Below are 16606 nucleotides of genomic sequence, written 5' to 3' on the forward strand. Positions count from 1 at the left end.
CGGTCGGGGCGTACGCTCCAATCTCATGGCAGATTCCCAGACCAATCTGGCATGGGCGACGCTGCTCGACCTGACCGGAACCGGCCCGGTCCACCAACGGCTGGCCCGGGCCCTGCGCGGGGCGATCCGGGACGGCCGGCTGCCGACCGGGTCGGCCGTGCCGCCGAGCCGGGCGCTCGCCGAGGAGCTCGGGTGCTCCCGTTGGGTGGTCACCGAGGCGTACGGCCAGCTCGTCACCGAGGGCTACCTGGCGGCGCGGGTGGGATCGGCGACCCGGGTGGCCTGGACGCCCGACGTGGTTTCGACCCCGCGGCCGGCCCACTCCCGCGCCCGGACGATCGCGATCCGCTACGACCTCGCGCCCGGCCTGCCGGACCTGCGGGCGTTCCCTCGCCGCCGCTGGGCCGACAGCGTCGCCGCCGTGACCCGCACGGTCTCCGTCACCGACCTGGGCCTGCCCGACCCGCGCGGCCATCTGGTCGCCCGCCGGACCATCGCCGACTACCTGCGGCGCTCCCGCGGCGCCGTCGCGGCCGCCGACACCGTCACCATCTGCTCGGGGATCACCGACGGCGTGACCCGGGTGGCGCGGGCGCTGCGCCGGCTCGGCGTCGACGCGGTCGCGGTGGAGGAGCCCGGCTGGCCCCGCCTCCGGGCCGCGATCACCGGCGCGGGCCTGTCGGTGCGCCCGGTCCCCGTCGACCGCGACGGACTGGAGATCAGTGCTCTCGACGGAGTGCGAGCGGTCGTCGTCGGAGCAGCGCACCAGTTCCCGAGTGGAGCAGTGCTCTCGCCCGAGCGCCGCGCCGCCCTGGTCCGATGGGCCCGCGCGGTGGACGGCTTCGTCGTAGAGGACGACTACGACGCCGAGTTCCGCTACGACCGCCGCCCGATCGCCGCGATGCAGGGCCTCGACCCGGCCCGGGTGACGCTGCTCGGCTCGGTGAGCAAGACCCTCTCCCCCGCGCTCGGCCTGGGTTGGCTGGTCGCGCCGGGCACGCTCGACCTGGGCGCGGAGGCCGCGCCGCCGGTGCTGGACCAGCTCGCGCTGGCGGCGTTCGTCGACCGGGGCTGGTACGACGCCCACCTGCGCGCCGCCCGCCGCCGCTTCCGGGCGCGCCGCGACCTGCTGCTGGCGGCCCTGGCCGAGGCAATCCCGGAGGGCACGGTCGACGGCACGGCCGCCGGCCTGCACGTGCTGCTGCATCTGCCCACCGGAACCGACGCGGGTGCGGTGGTCCGCACCGCCGCCCGCGCCGGCCTGAGCCTGATGGCGCTGGACGACTACCGGGCCGACCGCCCGGCCACCCCGACACCGGTGCTGGTGCTCGGCTACGGCAACCTCGCCGACGTCGAGATCGCCCCGGCGGTCGCCGCGCTGCGCAAGACCCTCGACCGGGTGTAGCGATGGGCGGCGCGTGGGTGGTTTCTGGCATGCTGGGGGTGAGTGCGACTGGCGGCACGGGATGGCAGTGACCATCGGGGAGCCCGCCGTGGGTATCGACCGCCTGGGTGCCCACGGTCGAGGGGGGATAACCATGTCCGCACGTCTGCTGCCCGGCGGCCCGGTCGCCGAGAGCATCCTGTCGGAGGTTTCCGACCGGGTGCGCGTCCTGCGCGACAAGGGCGTCACGCCCGCGCTGGCCACCATCCTGGTCGGCGACGACGACGCGAGCGCCGGCTACATCCGGATCAAGCAGCGGCAGGCCGCCGACCTCGGCTTCGTCTCGCCGCACGCCCACCTGCCGGCCGACACGACCCAGGCGGAGCTCGAGCGGGTGATCGCCGAGTTCAGCGCCGACTCCGCCGTACACGGCCTGCTCGTGCAGCACCCCGTCCCCGGGCACCTGGACTACGACGTGGCCCTCGCCGCGATGGACCCCGACAAGGACGTCGACGGCATGCACCCGGTCAACATGGGCCGGCTCGCGCTCGGCCTGCCCGGCCCGCTGCCCTGCACCCCGGCGGGCATCGAAGCGCTGCTCGCCTTCCACGACATCCCGGTCGCCGGCCGCGAGGTGGTCATCCTCGGCCGCGGCGCGACGCTCGGCCGCCCGCTGGCGATGCTGCTCGCACAGAAGCGCCCGACCGCCAACGCCGCGGTCACGGTCGTCCACACGGGCGTCAAGGACTGGCCCCGCTACACCCAGCGCGCGGAGATCCTGATCGCGGCAGCCGGCGTGCCGGGCATCATCCAGCCCGAGCACGTCCGCCCCGGCTCGACGGTCATCGGCGGCGGCGTCCGCTACGAAGGGCGGCGCCTGCTGCCCGACGTCGACGAGTCGTGCGCGGAGGTGGCGGGCGCGATCACGCCGCGCGTCGGCGGCGTCGGGCCGACCACCGTCGCGATGCTCTTCCGCAACGCGATCACCGCCGCCGAGCGAGCGAGCTCTTAGCCAAAGGCGACAGTCGCGATGCGCTCCCGCAACGCCGTCACCGCCACCGAAAGGGCCAGCTACTAGCCAAAGACGACGGTCGCGATGCTCTTCCACAACGCCGTCACCGCGGCCGAATTAGCCAGCTCCCGATCAAAGACGCGATTCATTGCTCGGGTCCGTCCGGGGCACGACCGATGCTCCCGCCAGAGAGCGCTCCGCTTCGCTCCGCTGCCAGGTCCGCGGCTGGTCAAGGCAGAAGGGAGGGTCCCTCGTCAACTCTGCCCGTTGACAAGGGACCCTTCTTCGCTGGACCGACGGCGAGCCCGTCGCCGGCCGCGTTGACCGGCACCCATCGCAGGACCGGCGCGGACCGCAACCCCAACGCGGAACGCAGGACCAGCGCGGACCGCAACCCCAACGCGGAACGCAACCCCAACGCGGGCCGCAAGACCGACGCGGGCCGCAAGACCGACGCGGGCCGCTAGACGGAGATTCGGTCGGACTCGACGGTCGGTGCGGTGGGTTGTGTCGGGGTGACCGGCTGCCGCTGCGACGGTGGGACGACCACGGGCACCGCGGGTCGGTGGATGGCCAGGCGCGTGGTGGCGACCAGAGTCGCTGCCAGTGCGGCCAGTCCGCCGACCACCACCACGGCCAGGACGGCGGGGGGCAGCGCGTACCAGGTGGCCATCGCACGGAGGGCCGCCAGGCGGTCGCCGTTCGCCGGGGTCCAGAACAGGTCAAGCGTGTATCCGAAGTAGACGGTCTGCATCAGCGCCGCGAACAGGAGCACGAACAGGGGGGCGGTGCGCCGCCAACGGGCTGGCAGGCGGCCCGCCGCCGCGACGGCCACCACCGCCAGGCCGACCAGGCCGCCGTACAAGTAGCGGCCCTGCATTCCCGCGTACGTCTGGTTGGCCGCCCACTGTTCGTAGGAACCCTTCGCCACGATCGCCAGCAGCGCGGCGACCGGCAGCAGCAGGACCAGCGCCGTGGTGCGCGGCATCGCGCGCAGGGCCAGCGTCAGCGCCACTCCGATCGCGAACACCAGGGCCGCCACCACCGCCAGCTTCCATGGCCAGTGGTGCAGGCGGTCGCCCGTCTGGTCGTGCACGAAGAACAGTGTGTTCATCCTCTCCAACAGCCGCAAAAGCCAGGTCAGGCCGCCGTCGCCGAACGAGTGGGTCGGCTCCAGCGGCGGCGTCTCGGTGAAGCGACCGTGTGGCTGCACCGACCCGTACGCGATCCGGTTGTGGATCCACCACGACAGGCCCGGTAGTAGCGCCAGCCACGCGAACGCGAGCGACCCGAGCGGCCGCGTGCTCCGGCGCCGCACCGCCGCCACGGCATAGGCGACGCCAACCCAGACCGGCACCAGCAACGCGAACCCCTTTGTCAGCAACGCCAGTGAGCCGACCAGGCCGATCGCCAGCGCGGTGCGCCGGGTGGTGTCGCCGGTGAGTACCCGCACCACCAGCAGGGTCAGCGTGGCGAAGAGCAGGACCAGCAGGTTGTCGTTGTTGACCGCGGACTCGGTGTGGGTGAGCTCGGGGATGGCCAGCGGCACCAGCGCCGCCGCCACCGGGACCGGATCGGGCAGTCGGAGCCGGCGCGCCACCGCCCAGAGCAGCAGCGGGAGAGCGGCCGCGAACAGCACGTTCCACCAGCGCAGCGCCAGGAAGACGAGGTCGAACGGGATTCCGTCCCAGCCGGGCACCAGAGAAAGCGTGGCACCGCCGAGAACGTAGTACATCGGCGGGTGCTGGACGAGCTGGTTCGCCGGCTGGTCCGCGTCGGGTGCGTCGCCGCCGCCGGCCAGGTAAGACAGACGGTCCGCCGGCGGAGGGTGCTCGGCCAGCCGAAGCCGCCCGTCGATCCGGTTGGACCGGGTGAAGCCGCCCGCACCGCTGCCCTCCGTCACCGCCAGCGTGCCCGGGTCCGGCCAGGGCCAGGCGTCCCCCCGCGCGACCGCGACGATCAGATCGGCGTGCTGGCGCTCGTCCGGTGAGCGGAAGTTCGGGAACAGCGCGGTCTGCCAGAGCACCACCGCGACGTGCGACACCAGGATCAGCCATACCAACCCGGGCACAGTTCGCTTTAGGCGCAGGAACGGACGAATCACGACAGGCACCGGCGCAGGCTAGCGGACCGCCCCGACCGGGACGACGCACCGCGCGCGAAGGCTCTTAGGCTGGCACCCGACCGAGGGAAGAGGGATAACCATGAGCCAGGATCCAGAGTTCGAGGTGCTCGAGGACGACGGGGTGCTCGACGCCTCCGACACGCTCGACGACGACCGCGTGGCCGACCCGCTGGACGTGGGCATAGCCGCGGCCGACCGGTGGAGCGGCGCCGACCGGTTCGGCACGACGGCGGCCGAGGAGCGCCAGGGCGAGTCACTCGAGCAACTCCTGGCCGAGGAGGAGCCCGATATCGACCCGTACGCGGAGGTCGAGGACGACGAGGACGAGATCAGCCGGCGCGGCTACGAGCAGGACCCCCGGTCGGGCCGCCTGGTCGAGGAGGACCAGGGATTCGGCGAGGACACCGAGGCCGACTCGGTAGCGTGGGACGCCGGGATCGACGCGGGTGGGGCCAGCGCCGAGGAAGCCGCGATCCACGTGGTCGACGGCCCGGACGACCAGGGTGACGGACCTCTCCGTTAGGCTCAGCGGAATAGTTGCGGCGTCAAATAAGTTGACGGTGGCTGAGCGAAAGCGAGGTGCTTCGAGATGCAGTTCGGGATCTTCACCGTCGGCGATGTGACGCCGGACCCGACCAACGGCACGACCCCCAGCGAGCACGACCGGATCAAGGCGATGGTGCGCATCGCGCAGAAGGTCGAAGAGGTGGGTCTGGACGTCTTCGCGATGGGCGAGCACCACAACCCGCCCTTCGTGCCGTCCTCACCGACCACGATGCTGGGCTACATCGCGGCGCGCACGGAGAAGCTGCTGCTCTCCACCGCCACCACGTTGATCACCACCAACGACCCGGTGAAGATCGCCGAGGACTACGCGATGCTGCAGCACCTGGCCGACGGCCGGGTCGACCTGATGATGGGCCGCGGCAACACCGGGCCGGTCTACCCCTGGTTCGGGCAGGACATCCGCAACGGCATCGCGCTGGCCATCGAGAACTACTCGCTGCTGCACAAGCTGTGGCGCGAGGACGTGGTCGACTGGAAGGGTCGCTTCCGCACCCCGCTGCAGTCGTTCACCGCGACGCCGCGCCCGCTCGACGGCGTGCCGCCGTTCGTCTGGCACGGCTCGATCCGCAGCCCGGAGATCGCCGAGCAGGCCGCCTTCTACGGTGACGGCTTCTTCGCGAACCACATCTTCTGGCCCAAGGAGCACACCCAGCGGATGATCGGGCTCTACCGCGAGCGTTACGCCCACTACGGGCACGGCACCGCGGAGCAGGCCATCGTCGGCCTCGGCGGCCAGGTCTTCATGCGCAAGAACAGCCAGGACGCGGTACGCGAGTTCCGGCCCTACTTCGACGAGGCGCCCGTGTACGGCCACGGCCCGTCGCTGGAGGACTTCACGCGTGAGACGCCGCTGACCGTCGGGAGCCCGCAGCAGGTGATCGACCGCACGCTCGGCTTCCGGGACTACGTCGGCGACTACCAGCGGCAGCTGTTCCTGATGGACCACGCCGGCCTGCCGCTCAAGACCGTGCTGGAGCAGCTCGACCTGCTCGGCGAGGAGGTCGTTCCGGTGCTGCGCAAGGAGTTCGAGGTCAACCGCCCGGCCGACGTGCCGGACGCGCCGACGCACGAGTCGCTGGTGGCGGCTTCCAAGGTCTCGGCATGAGTGAGCGCACCCTCGCGGTGGTCACTGGCGGGCTCCGCCAACCCTCGTCGTCGCGGCTGCTGGCCGACAAGCTGGCGGCCGCGGCCGGCGACGAGCTGACCCGGCTCGGTGTCACCCCGAAGATCGAGGTGATTGAGCTGCGCGACCACGCGCACGAGATCACCGACAACCTGCTGACCGGCTTCGCCGGCGCCGCGTTCGCCAAGGTGGTGGAGACGGTGGCCGGCGCGGACGGGCTGGTCGCCGTCTCACCGATCTTCACCGCGTCGTACAGCGGGCTGTTCAAGTCGTTCGTCGACGTGCTGCCGGACGGCTCGCTGGCCGGCAAGCCCGTGCTGATCGGCGCGACGGGCGGCACCGCCCGGCACTCGCTGGCGCTGGACCACGCGCTGCGCCCGCTGTTCGCGTACACCCGCTCGATCGTCATCCCGACCGGCGTGTTCGCGGCGCCCGAGGACTGGGGCGGCGACGAGGAGGGCGGACGGCTCGACAAGCGGGTCAGCCGCGCGGCCGCCGAGCTCGCGGCCGAGGTCGCCCGCCGCGACCCGGCGACGGTCGAGGACCCGTTCGCGCTCAAGACCTCGTTCGAGGACCTGCTAGCCGGCGAGTGATGCGCGAGGATGGGGTCATGTACCTCATCCGGGAGAAGTTCCTCGACATCGGCGACGACTTCGACATCACCGACGACGCGGGCAACAAGGTGTTCCACGTCGACGGCAAGGTGCTCAGCCTGCGCGACAAGCTGGTCATCGAGGACGCGTCGGGCCGCGAGGTGGCCGCGGTGCACCGCAAGCTGATCGCGCTGCGGCCGACGTACGCGATCAGCATCGGTGGCGAAGAGGCGGCCGAGATGCGCAAGAAGCTGTTCACGCCGTTCCGCGACAAGTACACGATCGACGTGCCGGGCCCTGACGACCTGGAGATGAAGGGCGACCTGCTCGACCACGAGTACGAGGTGGAGCTGGGTGGCCGCCGGGTCGCGAACGTGTCGAAGAAATGGTTCACCATTCGCGACACGTACGCCGTGGACATCGCCGAAGGGCAGAACGATTTGCTGATTTTGGCGGGTGTGCTGGCTTTGGATCTCGCTGAGTCGCGGGCCGAACGGAAACGAGCCGAGGAAGCCGGCAAGGACGAATAAGGGCGATTCATTACTCGGGTTCGCGGTGGTCCGGACCGTTCCTCCCGCGAGGGATCGCTCCGCTGCGCTCCGCTTGCCAGGTCCGTCGTCGGACAGGACCACGTAGGGCTGGTGTAGGCCCGTCGGTGACCTGGTCACGGGTGGATCGGGGTCTGCCGGCTGGCTGCGGTTCGGCCGGATGGCCGGGTGCGGGCCTGTGGGCGGGTCTGGCCATGGTCGGCTTCCAAGATCGGGTGTGCCTGGTCTGGTAAATCCGGCACGAGGTGGAGGATCGGGTGCGCCTGGTCTGGTCGCCACGCCGTGCCCTAACCAGACCAGGTGCATCCGATCACGGGGCCGCGCTGTCGTTGCCTCGACGAGCCACACCCGATCATGACCGGCTTCGGACTTTGTTCGGCTAGCAGGGGCGGGGGCCGTCCCAGTGCACCTTGGCGAGGCCGAACGGGGTTACGCCTTTTTTGATCGTGCGCGGGATGGTGACGTTTCCCTTGACCACGTACCAGGAGTCGTCGCACACGTCCGGCGTCACCACGGTGAAGGTCCACTTCGGGTGCTCGCGGTCGATGTAGTGCGAGCCTGACCGGTAGAGGACCGACCCGCCGCCCGACGCCGGGCCGTAGCTCACCCAGGTCACCTTGATCCGCTCGCCCGGGCAGATCTTGTTTCCGGCTCCCATGCGGGCGGACACGGTGATCACGCCGCTGTTGTAGGGGTTGGGCACGTCGACCACGCCCGCGTGCATGCACGCCGGCTTGTTCGGGGTCGGCGGGCGCTTGGGCGGCGCGGAGGTCGTCCGGGCGGGCGCGGTGCGGCGGACCGGCGGCGCGGTCGTCGTGGGAGCGGCGGAGGCCCTCGCCGTGGCGGTGGCCGTCGGAGCCGGAGTCGGGGTCGGCTCCGGTGCCGGAAGTGTGGTCGCCGGCGTGGCGACGTCCAGGGCGGCGGGCTGTGGCTCGTCGTTGGTCACGGCGAAGGCGGCCGCGCCGGCCAGCAGGAGTGCGAGGGCCGAGCCGGAGGCGATCAGCAACCAGCGGCGCCGCGGAACGTTGGACAGCATGTGGTCTCCGGGTCGAGGGGAAGCTGATCTTACGATCGCGGGCGATCGTTCGGTGCCCGCCGAAGGATGCTGGTGTGAGCGCGGTCACAGGTGGGCATGAAGGGCCATTTGTCGATCGCCGAGAGCTCCCGGCCCGCCGACGCACCGCGCCGCCGCGACCGGACCGCGTACCTGTATCTGGCCGTTGTCGTCGCCGTGCTGGCCGGCATCTTCGTCGGGCTCGTCGCGCCCGGTGTGGGTGAGTCGCTCAAACCGCTGGGCACCGGGTTCGTCAACCTGATCAAGATGATGATCAGCCCGATCATCTTCTGCACGATCGTGCTCGGCATCGGTTCCGTGCGCCAGGCCGCCAAGGTCGGCACGGTGGGCGGGCTGGCGCTGGGGTACTTCCTGCTGATGTCCACGGTGGCGCTGGCGATCGGCCTGCTGGTCGGCAACATCCTGCACCCCGGCAGCGGCCTGGACCTCAGCGCCGGCAAGGCGCCGGACACCAGCGAGTCCGAGGGTACGGTCGACTTCCTGCTCGGCATCATCCCGACCACGCTGTTCTCGGCGCTGACCGACTCGCAGGTGCTGCAGACCCTGCTCGTCGCACTGCTGGTCGGCTTCGCGATCCAGGCGATGGGCCCGACGGGCGAGCCGATCCTGCGCGCGGTCGGGTATCTCCAGAAGCTGGTCTTCCGGGTGCTCGCGATGATCATGTGGGTGGCGCCGATCGGCGCGTTCGGTGCGATCGCCGCCGTGGTCGGTGAGACCGGCTGGAAGGCGCTTGCCGGACTGCTCCAGATCATGCTCGGCTTCTACCTGACGTGCCTGATCTTCGTCTTCCTCGTGCTCGGCACGCTGCTCAAGCTGGTCACCGGGCTCAACATCTTCGCCGTGTTCCGCTACCTCGGTCGCGAGTTCCTGCTCATCCTGTCGACCTCGTCGTCGGAGTCGGCGCTGCCCCGGCTCATCACGAAGATGGAGCACGTCGGCGTCTCCCGCACGGTCGTCGGCATCACGGTGCCGACCGGGTACTCGTTCAACCTGGACGGCACGGCCATCTACCTGACGATGGCGTCCATCTTCGTCGCGGACGCGCTCAACAAGCCCCTCGCGGTGGGCGAACAGATCGGCCTGCTGCTCTTCATGATCATTGCTTCGAAGGGCGCGGCCGGGGTGACCGGGGCGGGCCTGGCCACGCTGGCCGGCGGGCTCCAGTCGCACCGGCCGGACCTGGTCGAGGGCGTCGGGCTGATCGTCGGCATCGACCGCTTCATGTCGGAGGCCCGAGCACTGACCAACTTCGCCGGCAACGCGGTGGCCACCTTCCTGGTCGGCCACTGGGCGGGCGAGCTCGACAAGGACCGCGCGCAGGCGGTCCTGGCCGGCGCGGACCCGTTCGACGAGGCCACGATGCTGGACGAGGAGCCGGAACGGGAACGCGAGCCGGTGGTCGCCGCCCAACGCACGAGCAACGACCGACCGACCCGCGATTCTGAACCGATCTAGTACCTAGATCGCGGCTGTGGAGCAGGCCCGGCGGGGTTCGACCCGGTCGGCCACCCGCCGCAGGGCGACTGCGGCAAGGCGACGCAGCGGGTCGCCGCGACCGGTGCGGCGTACGCGGTCGGGCACGACCGGCGCGTCCGGGCGAGCCGAGTAGACGTGGTCACGGGTGGCGTTGAGGGCCTGCACGAAGGCAGTGGGATCGAGCATGACGGACTCTCCTGTCAGGACGGGGCCGGGCCGGTTGTCGCTCGCACGACGAGCCGCGTGGGCAGCACGACGGTGCGGTCGGCCGGGTCGGCCGGTCGGTCGAGCAACAGTTCGCCGGAGCGCCGGCCGCGGTCGGCTGCCGGCTGGTGGACGGTGGTCAGGTTCTCGGCCGCGGCTTCCGGGATGTCGTCGAAACCGACGACCGACACGTCCCGGCCGGGCTGCAGCCCCCGCGCCCGCAGGGCGTCGAGCACCCCGAGCGCGACGATGTCGCTGAGCGCCGCGATCGCGGTCGGGCGCGGCGCCCGGTCGAGCAGGTGCGCCGCCGCGGTCGCGCCGTCGTCGCGGCAGTTGCCGGGCACGTTGACCGTGGTGACCGTGGACCAGTCGACGCCGGCGGCGGCGAACGCCGACTGGTAGCCGCGCAGTCGCTCGCGGCTCGTGTAGTAGGCCACGTCGGCCGGCGACGTCAGCAGGGCCGGGCCGATCGTCGGCGCGACGCTGAGGTAGTCGCCGATGACCGCGACCCGCCGGTGCCCAAGTGCCATCAGGTGGTCGCCCGCGGCCCGCGTGGCCGCCGCCTCGTCGATGCCGACGAACGCCGACTGTGGACCGTCGCTGGCCCGCCGCTGCCCGCTGACCACCGGCAGCCCGCGCGCCGCGAGGGCGTCGAGCGCCGGGTGCCAGTCGGGCATGCAGTAGACGCAGAAGCCGTCGACCACGGCCTCGTTGACCGCCGCGACCGCGGCCGCGTCGTCCTCGACGGACAGCGGCAGCAGCAGCAGGCCGGTGCGGGCCTGTTCGGCCGCCTCGGCCAGGCCGCGCAGGTAGCCGACCGCGTACGGGTCGGTGAACGCGAACGACAGGCTGGCGGTGAACAGCATGCCGATCGCACCGGTCCGCCGCTTGCGCAGCGATCGCGCCGTCGGGTCCGGACCGGCGTAGCCCAGCGCCGCCGCCGCGGCCAGCACCCGGTCGCGCAGCTCGGTGGAGAGCTGGTCGGGCCGGCTGTAGGCGTTGGAGACGGTGCTGCGCGACACCCCGACGGCGTCGGCCACGGTCTGCAACGTGGGTCGCACGAGCCCACCTCCTCGGCACTGTATCGATCCAGAACCCTTCTGGATCGATACAGTACGCCGTTGGCAGGAAAACGCAAGTGGTAAATGTGTCAGACGGTGAAGGTGTAGGAACCGGCCGCGAGCTGGAAGACCGCCGCGCCCGACACGTAGCCCATCGCGACCGCCTGCGCCGGGGCGCTGACCGCGGCCGCGGACGGTGCCGGCACGCGTACGGTCGCCGTCGTGTTCGCGGGGATCTCGACCCGCAGGGTCAGCGTGCCGCCGGCGATGGACCAGTCCGACAGCGCCCGCCCGTACGGCGTCGCCAGATCGGCCCGTCCGGAGGTGAGCCCGCCGCCGGGGCGGGGCGCGATGACCAGGCGGTGGTAGCCCGGGTCACGCGGGTCCGGCCCGACGCCACCGACCGACCGGTAGAGGAAGTCACCGACCGAGCCGAGTCCATAGTGGTTGAACGAGTTCATCCCCGGGTCCTGGAACGACCCGTCGGTGCGGATCCCGTCCCAGCGCTCCCAGATGGTCGTGCCGCCGCGCGCGCTCATGTAGCCCCAGCCGGGGTAGTCCGGCTGGAGCAGCACCTGGTACGCGGTCGCCAGATGCCCGTTCTCGGCCAGCACCGGAAGCAGGTTCTCCACGCCCAGGAAGCCGACGCTGAGGTGCCCGCTGCGGGAGGCCACCTTGGCGGCGAGCTTGTCGGCCACCGACTGCACCCGGCCGGACGGCACGAGCCCGAACGAGAGCGCCAGCACGTACCCCGTCTGGGTGTTGCCCGAGACCGTGCCGTCGGCCGCGACGAACCGCCCGGTGAACGCCGCCGCCACCTGGTCGGCGAGCGTCCCGTAGGACGACGCCTCGGCCGTGCGCCCGGTCGCCGCCGCCATCCGGGAGACGAGCCGTGCGCTGTAGGCGAAGTAGGCCGTCGAGATGAGGTCGTTGGCCGTGTTGTCGCCCACGTTGAGCCAATCCCCGTACGTCGACTGGTTGCGGATCAGGTCGGCACCCGAGGTGGCCCGGGAGTAGTCGACCCAGCGGCGCATCGCCGTGAAGTTCTCGTCGACGATCCGCAGGTCGCCGTAGCGCTGCCAGACCGTGTACGGCACGATCACGCCCGCGTCGCCCCAGCCCGCCGTGCCCGCGCCGCAGCAGACGGCCGGCGCCACGTCGGTGAACGCGCCGTCGGTGCGCTGCGCGTCTGTCAGGTCGTCGGTGAACTTGTCGAGCAGCCCGTGCACGTCCATGTTGAACGTCGAGGTGCCCACGAACGCCGCGATGTCGCCGGTCCAGCCGAGCCGCTCGTCGCGCTGCGGGCAGTCGGTCGGGATCGTCAGCATGTTGGACCGCTGGCCCCACAGGATGCTCCGCTGCACCTGGTTGACCAAAGAGTTCGAGGTGCTGAACGAGCCCGTCGCGGCACCGTTGGTCCAGGCCGCGAGCCCGGTCACCGACGAAAGCGTTGGTGTGCCTGGGAAGCCCGTCAGCTCCACGTAGCGGTAGCCGTGCACCGTGAAGCGCGGCTCGTAGACCTCGTCGGCGCCGGTGCCGGCCAGGGTGAACCGATCGGTCGCCCGGGCCGCGCGCAGGTTGGCCAGGTAGACCGTGCCGTCCGGGTTGAGCACCTCGGCGTGCCGCATCGTCACCGTCGTGCCGGCCGGGCCGCGTACCCGAAGCCGGTTCCAGCCCGCGAAGTTCTGCCCGAGGTCGACCACCCAGACGCCCGGCGTGGGCTGGGTGACCGCGACCGCCGGCAGGGTCGCCTGCACCGCGACGCCCGGGTCCACCGAGGACACCAGGTTGGGCTTCGTGCCGGTGCGGACGACCGCGGCCGCCCACGACGCGTCGTTGAACCCCGGCTGGTCCCAGCCGGCCTGCGTGGAACGGGCGTCGTACTCCTCGCCGTGGAAGATGTCGTCGAACCGGATCGGGCTCGACGCGGTGCGCCAGGAGCCGTCGGTGCGCACGGTCGTGGTGGTGCCGTCGGTGTGCCGCACCACGAGGTCGGCCGAGTACCACGGCTGGGTGCCGTAGCGCTGGTTGCCGCCCATGCCGAGCGATCCCGAGTACCACCCGTTGCCGAGGTAGGCGCCGATCGCGTTGTCGCCCTGGCGCACTTGGGAGGTGACGTCGAGGATCCGGTACTGCACGCGGCGGTTGTAGTCCGTCCATCCTGGAGCGAGCGCCTCGCCGCCGACCTTCGCGCCGTTGATCCGGGTCTCGTGCAGGCCGAGCGCGGTCACCATCAGGCGGGCGCTGGCCACGGGCTTCGCCAGGGAGAAACCCTTCCGCAGGTACGGTGCCCCGCGCGCGACGGATACCTGGGCGCCCCAGGGGCCGGCGCCGTAGCCGGCGATCGCCCGCGCGGCGGGCCACGCCGCGTCGTTGAAGCCGGGGTTCTGCCAGCCGGCGGGCGCGGTCTGGCTGGCCTTCCAGGCGCCGTCGGTGACGATCCGGGTGGTGGCCGCGCCGGTCACCTCGAGCGCGGCGATCGCGCCCGCCGGTGAGACGGTGGTGTTCTCGGTCGCGACGGCGATGGTGTTGGTGCCGCCCGCCACGAGCCGGGCGGTGACGTCGAGGACGGCCGCGCTCTTCCACGACTCGTACACCCGCGGGGAACTGCTCACCTGGGTGCCGTTGACCCAGACGTCGGCGGTGTCGTCGCCGGTGACGGTCAGCGTGCCGCGGGTGATGGCACCGGCCGGGAGGGTGAACGTGCGGCGCAGGTAGCGGGTGCCGACCGGCGCGCTCGCGCCCGGATCGCCCTCCGGGTACCAGATCCAGGTGGCGCCGGACAGCGCCGGCGCGGTCGCGCTGGACCCGATGAACGCGGCCTGCCAGCCAGTGGCCGGGTCGTACTGCCCGGTCTCGAACCAGCTCACCGGGCCCCACGATCCTTGCCGGCCCTGGGTGTCCCAGACCCGCGCGCGCCACCAGTAGCGGGTGCGCGACGCGAGCGCGGCACCGCCGTAGGCGGCGTCGACCGAGCGGCCGGAGACGACGCGGCCGCTGTCCCAGACGTCGCCGGTGCCGCCCTGGGCCGCGGCCTCGGACGCCGAGACGATCACCTGGTACGCGCCCTGGAGGAGCTCGGTGCCGGCCGGAGCGATGGCCTTCCAGCCGAAGCGTGGTTTGGCGGCGTCGACGCCGAGCGGTGTCACCCGGCGCTCGGTGGTCGGTGCGGTGACCGTCAACGGCGAGCCGGCGTTGACGTCCGGGCCGGTCACCCCGCTCCCCCACGGTCCCGCGCCGTAGCCGGCCGTGACCAGCGCGGCGGGCCAGCCCGCGTCGCTGGTGGCCGGCTCCGTCCAGTCCGGGCCGACGCTGTTCGCGGCCTTCCATGCCGCGTCGGTGACGAGCTCGACGGTGCCGCCGGCGGCGACCACCCGGAGGCGGCCGAGCACGCCGGCCGGCCCGGCGGCGGTGTTGCGGGCCGCGACGGCGAGCGTGTTGGCGCCGGGTCGCAGCGCGCCGGCCAGGTCGACGTAGAGCGCCTGGCGCCAGGAGTCGACCGCCTGGGCCGAGCTGGCCAGGGGCACGCCGTTGAGCCACACGTCGACGCTGTCGTCGCCGGTCACGACGAACTGCGCCTCGCTGACCGCGCCCGACGGCGCGGTGAACGTGCGGCGCAGGTAGCGGGTGGCGGCGGGCGCGGTGGTGGCGGGGTTGCCTTCCGGATACCAGATCCAGTTGGCGCCGGCCAGGTTGACCGGCGCGGCCTGCGCGGGGGCGGCACCCGAGACCAGCAGGGCGGCGACGCAGGCGAGGGTGGTGGCCGCGCCGGCGATGCGGCGTGGTGTCGTGGGTGGCATGGGATCCCTCCAGACGATCCGGGGACGGGCGGATCGGTGCCGGCCGCGCGGTGAAACGTTTCATCGACGGCCGCAATCGCCATGCTACGGATTGCCACGACACCTGGCAATGACGGATATGGATGTCTAGTCGCGGGCGGCCGCGCCCATGCGCTCGGTGTTGACCTCCGCCGCGCGCATGGCCCGCGGCGAGGTCGAGACCAACCCGATGACCAGGTTGGCCAGGCCGATCGCGCCGATCACCGCCCAGCTGATGTGGTACGCCCGCATGAACGCCGGCGTCTGCGCGACCTCGACGACCTGACCCGCGATGATCGACCCGATGATCGCCACGCCCAGGGTCTGGCCGAGCTGCCGCATGGTCGAGGCGATGCCCGCGGCGACGCCGGCCTGGCGGTTGGGCATGCCCGCGACCGCCGTGTTCGTGATCGCCGCGTTGGTCCAGCCGAGCCCGAAGCCGATCAGGCAGTACATGAAGAACAGCCGGAAGTAGTGCGGGTCCTCGTGCGGGATCACGGTGATCACCCCGGCGACCAGGACCGACAGGCCGCCGATCAGGAGCGACGGCCGCGGGCCGTAGCGGGCCACCACCCGCCCGGATATCGGGCTGAACACCGCCAGCAGGGTCGCCATCGGCAGGATCGCGAGGCCCGCCGCGACCGGCGAGAACGCCAGCACGTCCTGGAGGTAGAACGTGTTGAGCAGCAGGAAGCCGCCCTGCGCCGTGTACGCCAGCAGGGCGATCGCGGTGGCGCCGGAGAACGGCGGCGACCGGAAGAAGCGCAGGTCGATCAGCGGCTCGCGCCGGCGCAGTTCCCACCACACCAGCACCACGAAGACCACGGCGGCGCCCAGGAAGAAGCCGAGGATCGCCGGCGACATGCCCCTCATCGGCAGCTCGATGATCCCGTAGGTGAGCGACCCGACCAGCACGACGAGCAGCACCTGCGCGAACAGGTCGAGCCTGCGGCGCTTCGCCGCCATCGACTCGCGGATGTAGCGGCCGGCCAGGACGTACGCCGCGATCGCGATCGGCACGTTGATCAGGAAGATCGCCCGCCAGGAGAACGCCTGCACCAGCGTGCCGCCCAGGATCGGACCGGCGGCGATGCTCACGCCCACCGTCGCACCCCAGAAGCCGATTGCCTTGGCCCGGGCGCGCGGCTCCGTGAACGTGTTGGTGATGATCGAGAGCGCGACCGGGTTCAGCATGCTGCCGCCCAGGCCCTGCAGGATCCGGAACGCGATCAGCCAGCCGAGGTTGGGCGCCAGCGCGCAGAGCAGTGAACCCAGCGCGAACACGGCCAGGCCGACCTGGAAGACGCGCCGCCGGCCTATCCGGTCACCGATGGAGGCCGAGACGATCAGGAACGACGCGAGCACCAGCATGTACGAAGCGAGCGTCCACTGCGCGCCTTGGATCGACGCGTTGAAGTCCTGCTGGATCGACGGCAGCGCGACGTTGAGCGCGCTCGTGTCCAGCCCGACGATGAAGATGCTGGAACAGCAGATGGCCAGCACCAGGAGTCCCCGGGCGCGCGGCGGCTGCCCGGCCTGCCGGATGACGTGCTGCCTCGGGGGTCCCGCCATGAGTTGAACGTTCGCCCTCGCTGAAGGTCAGATCCGCCTCTCAGCCTA

The 16606-nt window shown here is 71.7% G+C and carries 14 protein-coding genes and 1 riboswitch; of the genes, 8 read left to right on the top strand and 6 right to left on the bottom strand.

The window, feature by feature from the left end; translation table 11 throughout:
• Positions 1-25: 25 nt before the first annotated feature.
• The 3 genes from pdxR to CHC05_RS41785 all read left to right on the top strand — a co-directional run bounded on the left by pdxR (position 26) and on the right by CHC05_RS41785 (position 2863).
• Positions 26-1405, top strand: a complete 1380-nt coding sequence (gene pdxR / locus CHC05_RS31770; RefSeq protein ID WP_089254315.1) for a MocR-like pyridoxine biosynthesis transcription factor PdxR — start codon at positions 26-28, stop codon at positions 1403-1405.
• 34 nt (positions 1406-1439) lie between these two features.
• Positions 1440-1521: riboswitch (ZMP/ZTP riboswitch) on the top strand.
• 17 nt (positions 1522-1538) lie between these two features.
• Positions 1539-2396: a bifunctional 5,10-methylenetetrahydrofolate dehydrogenase/5,10-methenyltetrahydrofolate cyclohydrolase gene (locus tag CHC05_RS31775; protein ID WP_089254316.1), complete on the top strand. Its 858-nt coding sequence runs from the start codon at positions 1539-1541 to the stop codon at positions 2394-2396.
• A 320-nt stretch (positions 2397-2716) separates the two neighbouring features.
• Complete coding sequence (locus CHC05_RS41785; RefSeq protein WP_179266471.1) at positions 2717-2863, top strand: hypothetical protein; 147 nt, start codon at positions 2717-2719, stop codon at positions 2861-2863.
• Here CHC05_RS41785 and CHC05_RS31780 read toward each other — a convergent pair.
• Positions 2860-4509 carry a glycosyltransferase family 39 protein gene (locus tag CHC05_RS31780; RefSeq protein WP_144022866.1) on the bottom strand — a complete coding sequence of 550 codons (1650 nt, stop codon included), beginning with the start codon at positions 4507-4509 and terminating at the stop codon, positions 2860-2862. The genes CHC05_RS41785 and CHC05_RS31780 overlap by 4 nt on opposite strands.
• A 91-nt stretch (positions 4510-4600) precedes the next feature.
• Here CHC05_RS31780 and CHC05_RS31785 point away from each other — a divergent pair, with 91 nt between their 5' ends.
• From CHC05_RS31785 to CHC05_RS31800, 4 genes are all read left to right on the top strand, one after another.
• Positions 4601-5044 carry a DUF5709 domain-containing protein gene (locus CHC05_RS31785; protein ID WP_089254318.1) on the top strand — a complete coding sequence of 148 codons (444 nt, stop codon included), beginning with the start codon at positions 4601-4603 and terminating at the stop codon, positions 5042-5044.
• Positions 5045-5110: 66 nt separating this feature from the next.
• Entirely contained in the window at positions 5111-6193 is a 1083-nt protein-coding gene (locus CHC05_RS31790; protein ID WP_089254319.1) for an LLM class flavin-dependent oxidoreductase, read from the top strand.
• Complete coding sequence (locus tag CHC05_RS31795) at positions 6190-6804, top strand: CE1759 family FMN reductase (RefSeq protein WP_089254320.1); 615 nt, start codon at positions 6190-6192, stop codon at positions 6802-6804. Before CHC05_RS31790 ends, CHC05_RS31795 begins: the two co-directional genes overlap by 4 nt.
• 17 nt (positions 6805-6821) lie before the next feature.
• Positions 6822-7334, top strand: a complete 513-nt coding sequence (locus CHC05_RS31800) for an LURP-one-related/scramblase family protein (protein WP_089254368.1) — start codon at positions 6822-6824, stop codon at positions 7332-7334.
• A 397-nt stretch (positions 7335-7731) separates the two neighbouring features.
• On the opposite strand, the gene CHC05_RS31805 is transcribed toward CHC05_RS31800, so the two are convergent.
• Positions 7732-8388, bottom strand: a complete 657-nt coding sequence (locus CHC05_RS31805; RefSeq protein ID WP_089254321.1) for a hypothetical protein — start codon at positions 8386-8388, stop codon at positions 7732-7734.
• A 96-nt stretch (positions 8389-8484) separates the two neighbouring features.
• Here CHC05_RS31805 and CHC05_RS31810 point away from each other — a divergent pair, with 96 nt between their 5' ends.
• On the top strand, positions 8485-9882 hold the full coding sequence (locus CHC05_RS31810; RefSeq protein ID WP_089254322.1) for a cation:dicarboxylate symporter family transporter: 1398 nt from the start codon (positions 8485-8487) through the stop codon (positions 9880-9882).
• Positions 9883-9885: 3 nt separating this feature from the next.
• Here CHC05_RS31810 and CHC05_RS31815 read toward each other — a convergent pair whose 3' ends face one another.
• The 4 genes from CHC05_RS31815 to CHC05_RS31830 form a co-directional block, all read right to left on the bottom strand.
• Positions 9886-10089 (bottom strand): hypothetical protein, encoded by a 204-nt coding sequence (locus tag CHC05_RS31815; RefSeq protein ID WP_089254323.1) that lies wholly within the window; start codon positions 10087-10089, stop codon positions 9886-9888.
• A 14-nt stretch (positions 10090-10103) separates the two neighbouring features.
• Entirely contained in the window at positions 10104-11168 is a 1065-nt protein-coding gene (locus CHC05_RS31820) for a LacI family DNA-binding transcriptional regulator (RefSeq protein WP_089254324.1), read from the bottom strand.
• Between the two features lie 89 nt (positions 11169-11257).
• Positions 11258-14968, bottom strand: a complete 3711-nt coding sequence (locus CHC05_RS31825; protein ID WP_089254325.1) for an alpha-L-rhamnosidase — start codon at positions 14966-14968, stop codon at positions 11258-11260.
• Between the two features lie 126 nt (positions 14969-15094).
• The gene (locus tag CHC05_RS31830) at positions 15095-16558 is read right to left on the bottom strand and encodes an MFS transporter (RefSeq protein WP_089254326.1); all 1464 of its coding nucleotides are present in this window, start codon (positions 16556-16558) and stop codon (positions 15095-15097) included.
• Between the last annotated feature and the right edge of the window lie 48 nt (positions 16559-16606).

Origin of the sequence: Asanoa hainanensis (assembly GCF_900188485.1) — a bacterium.
Lineage (GTDB): Bacteria > Actinomycetota > Actinomycetes > Mycobacteriales > Micromonosporaceae > Asanoa > Asanoa hainanensis.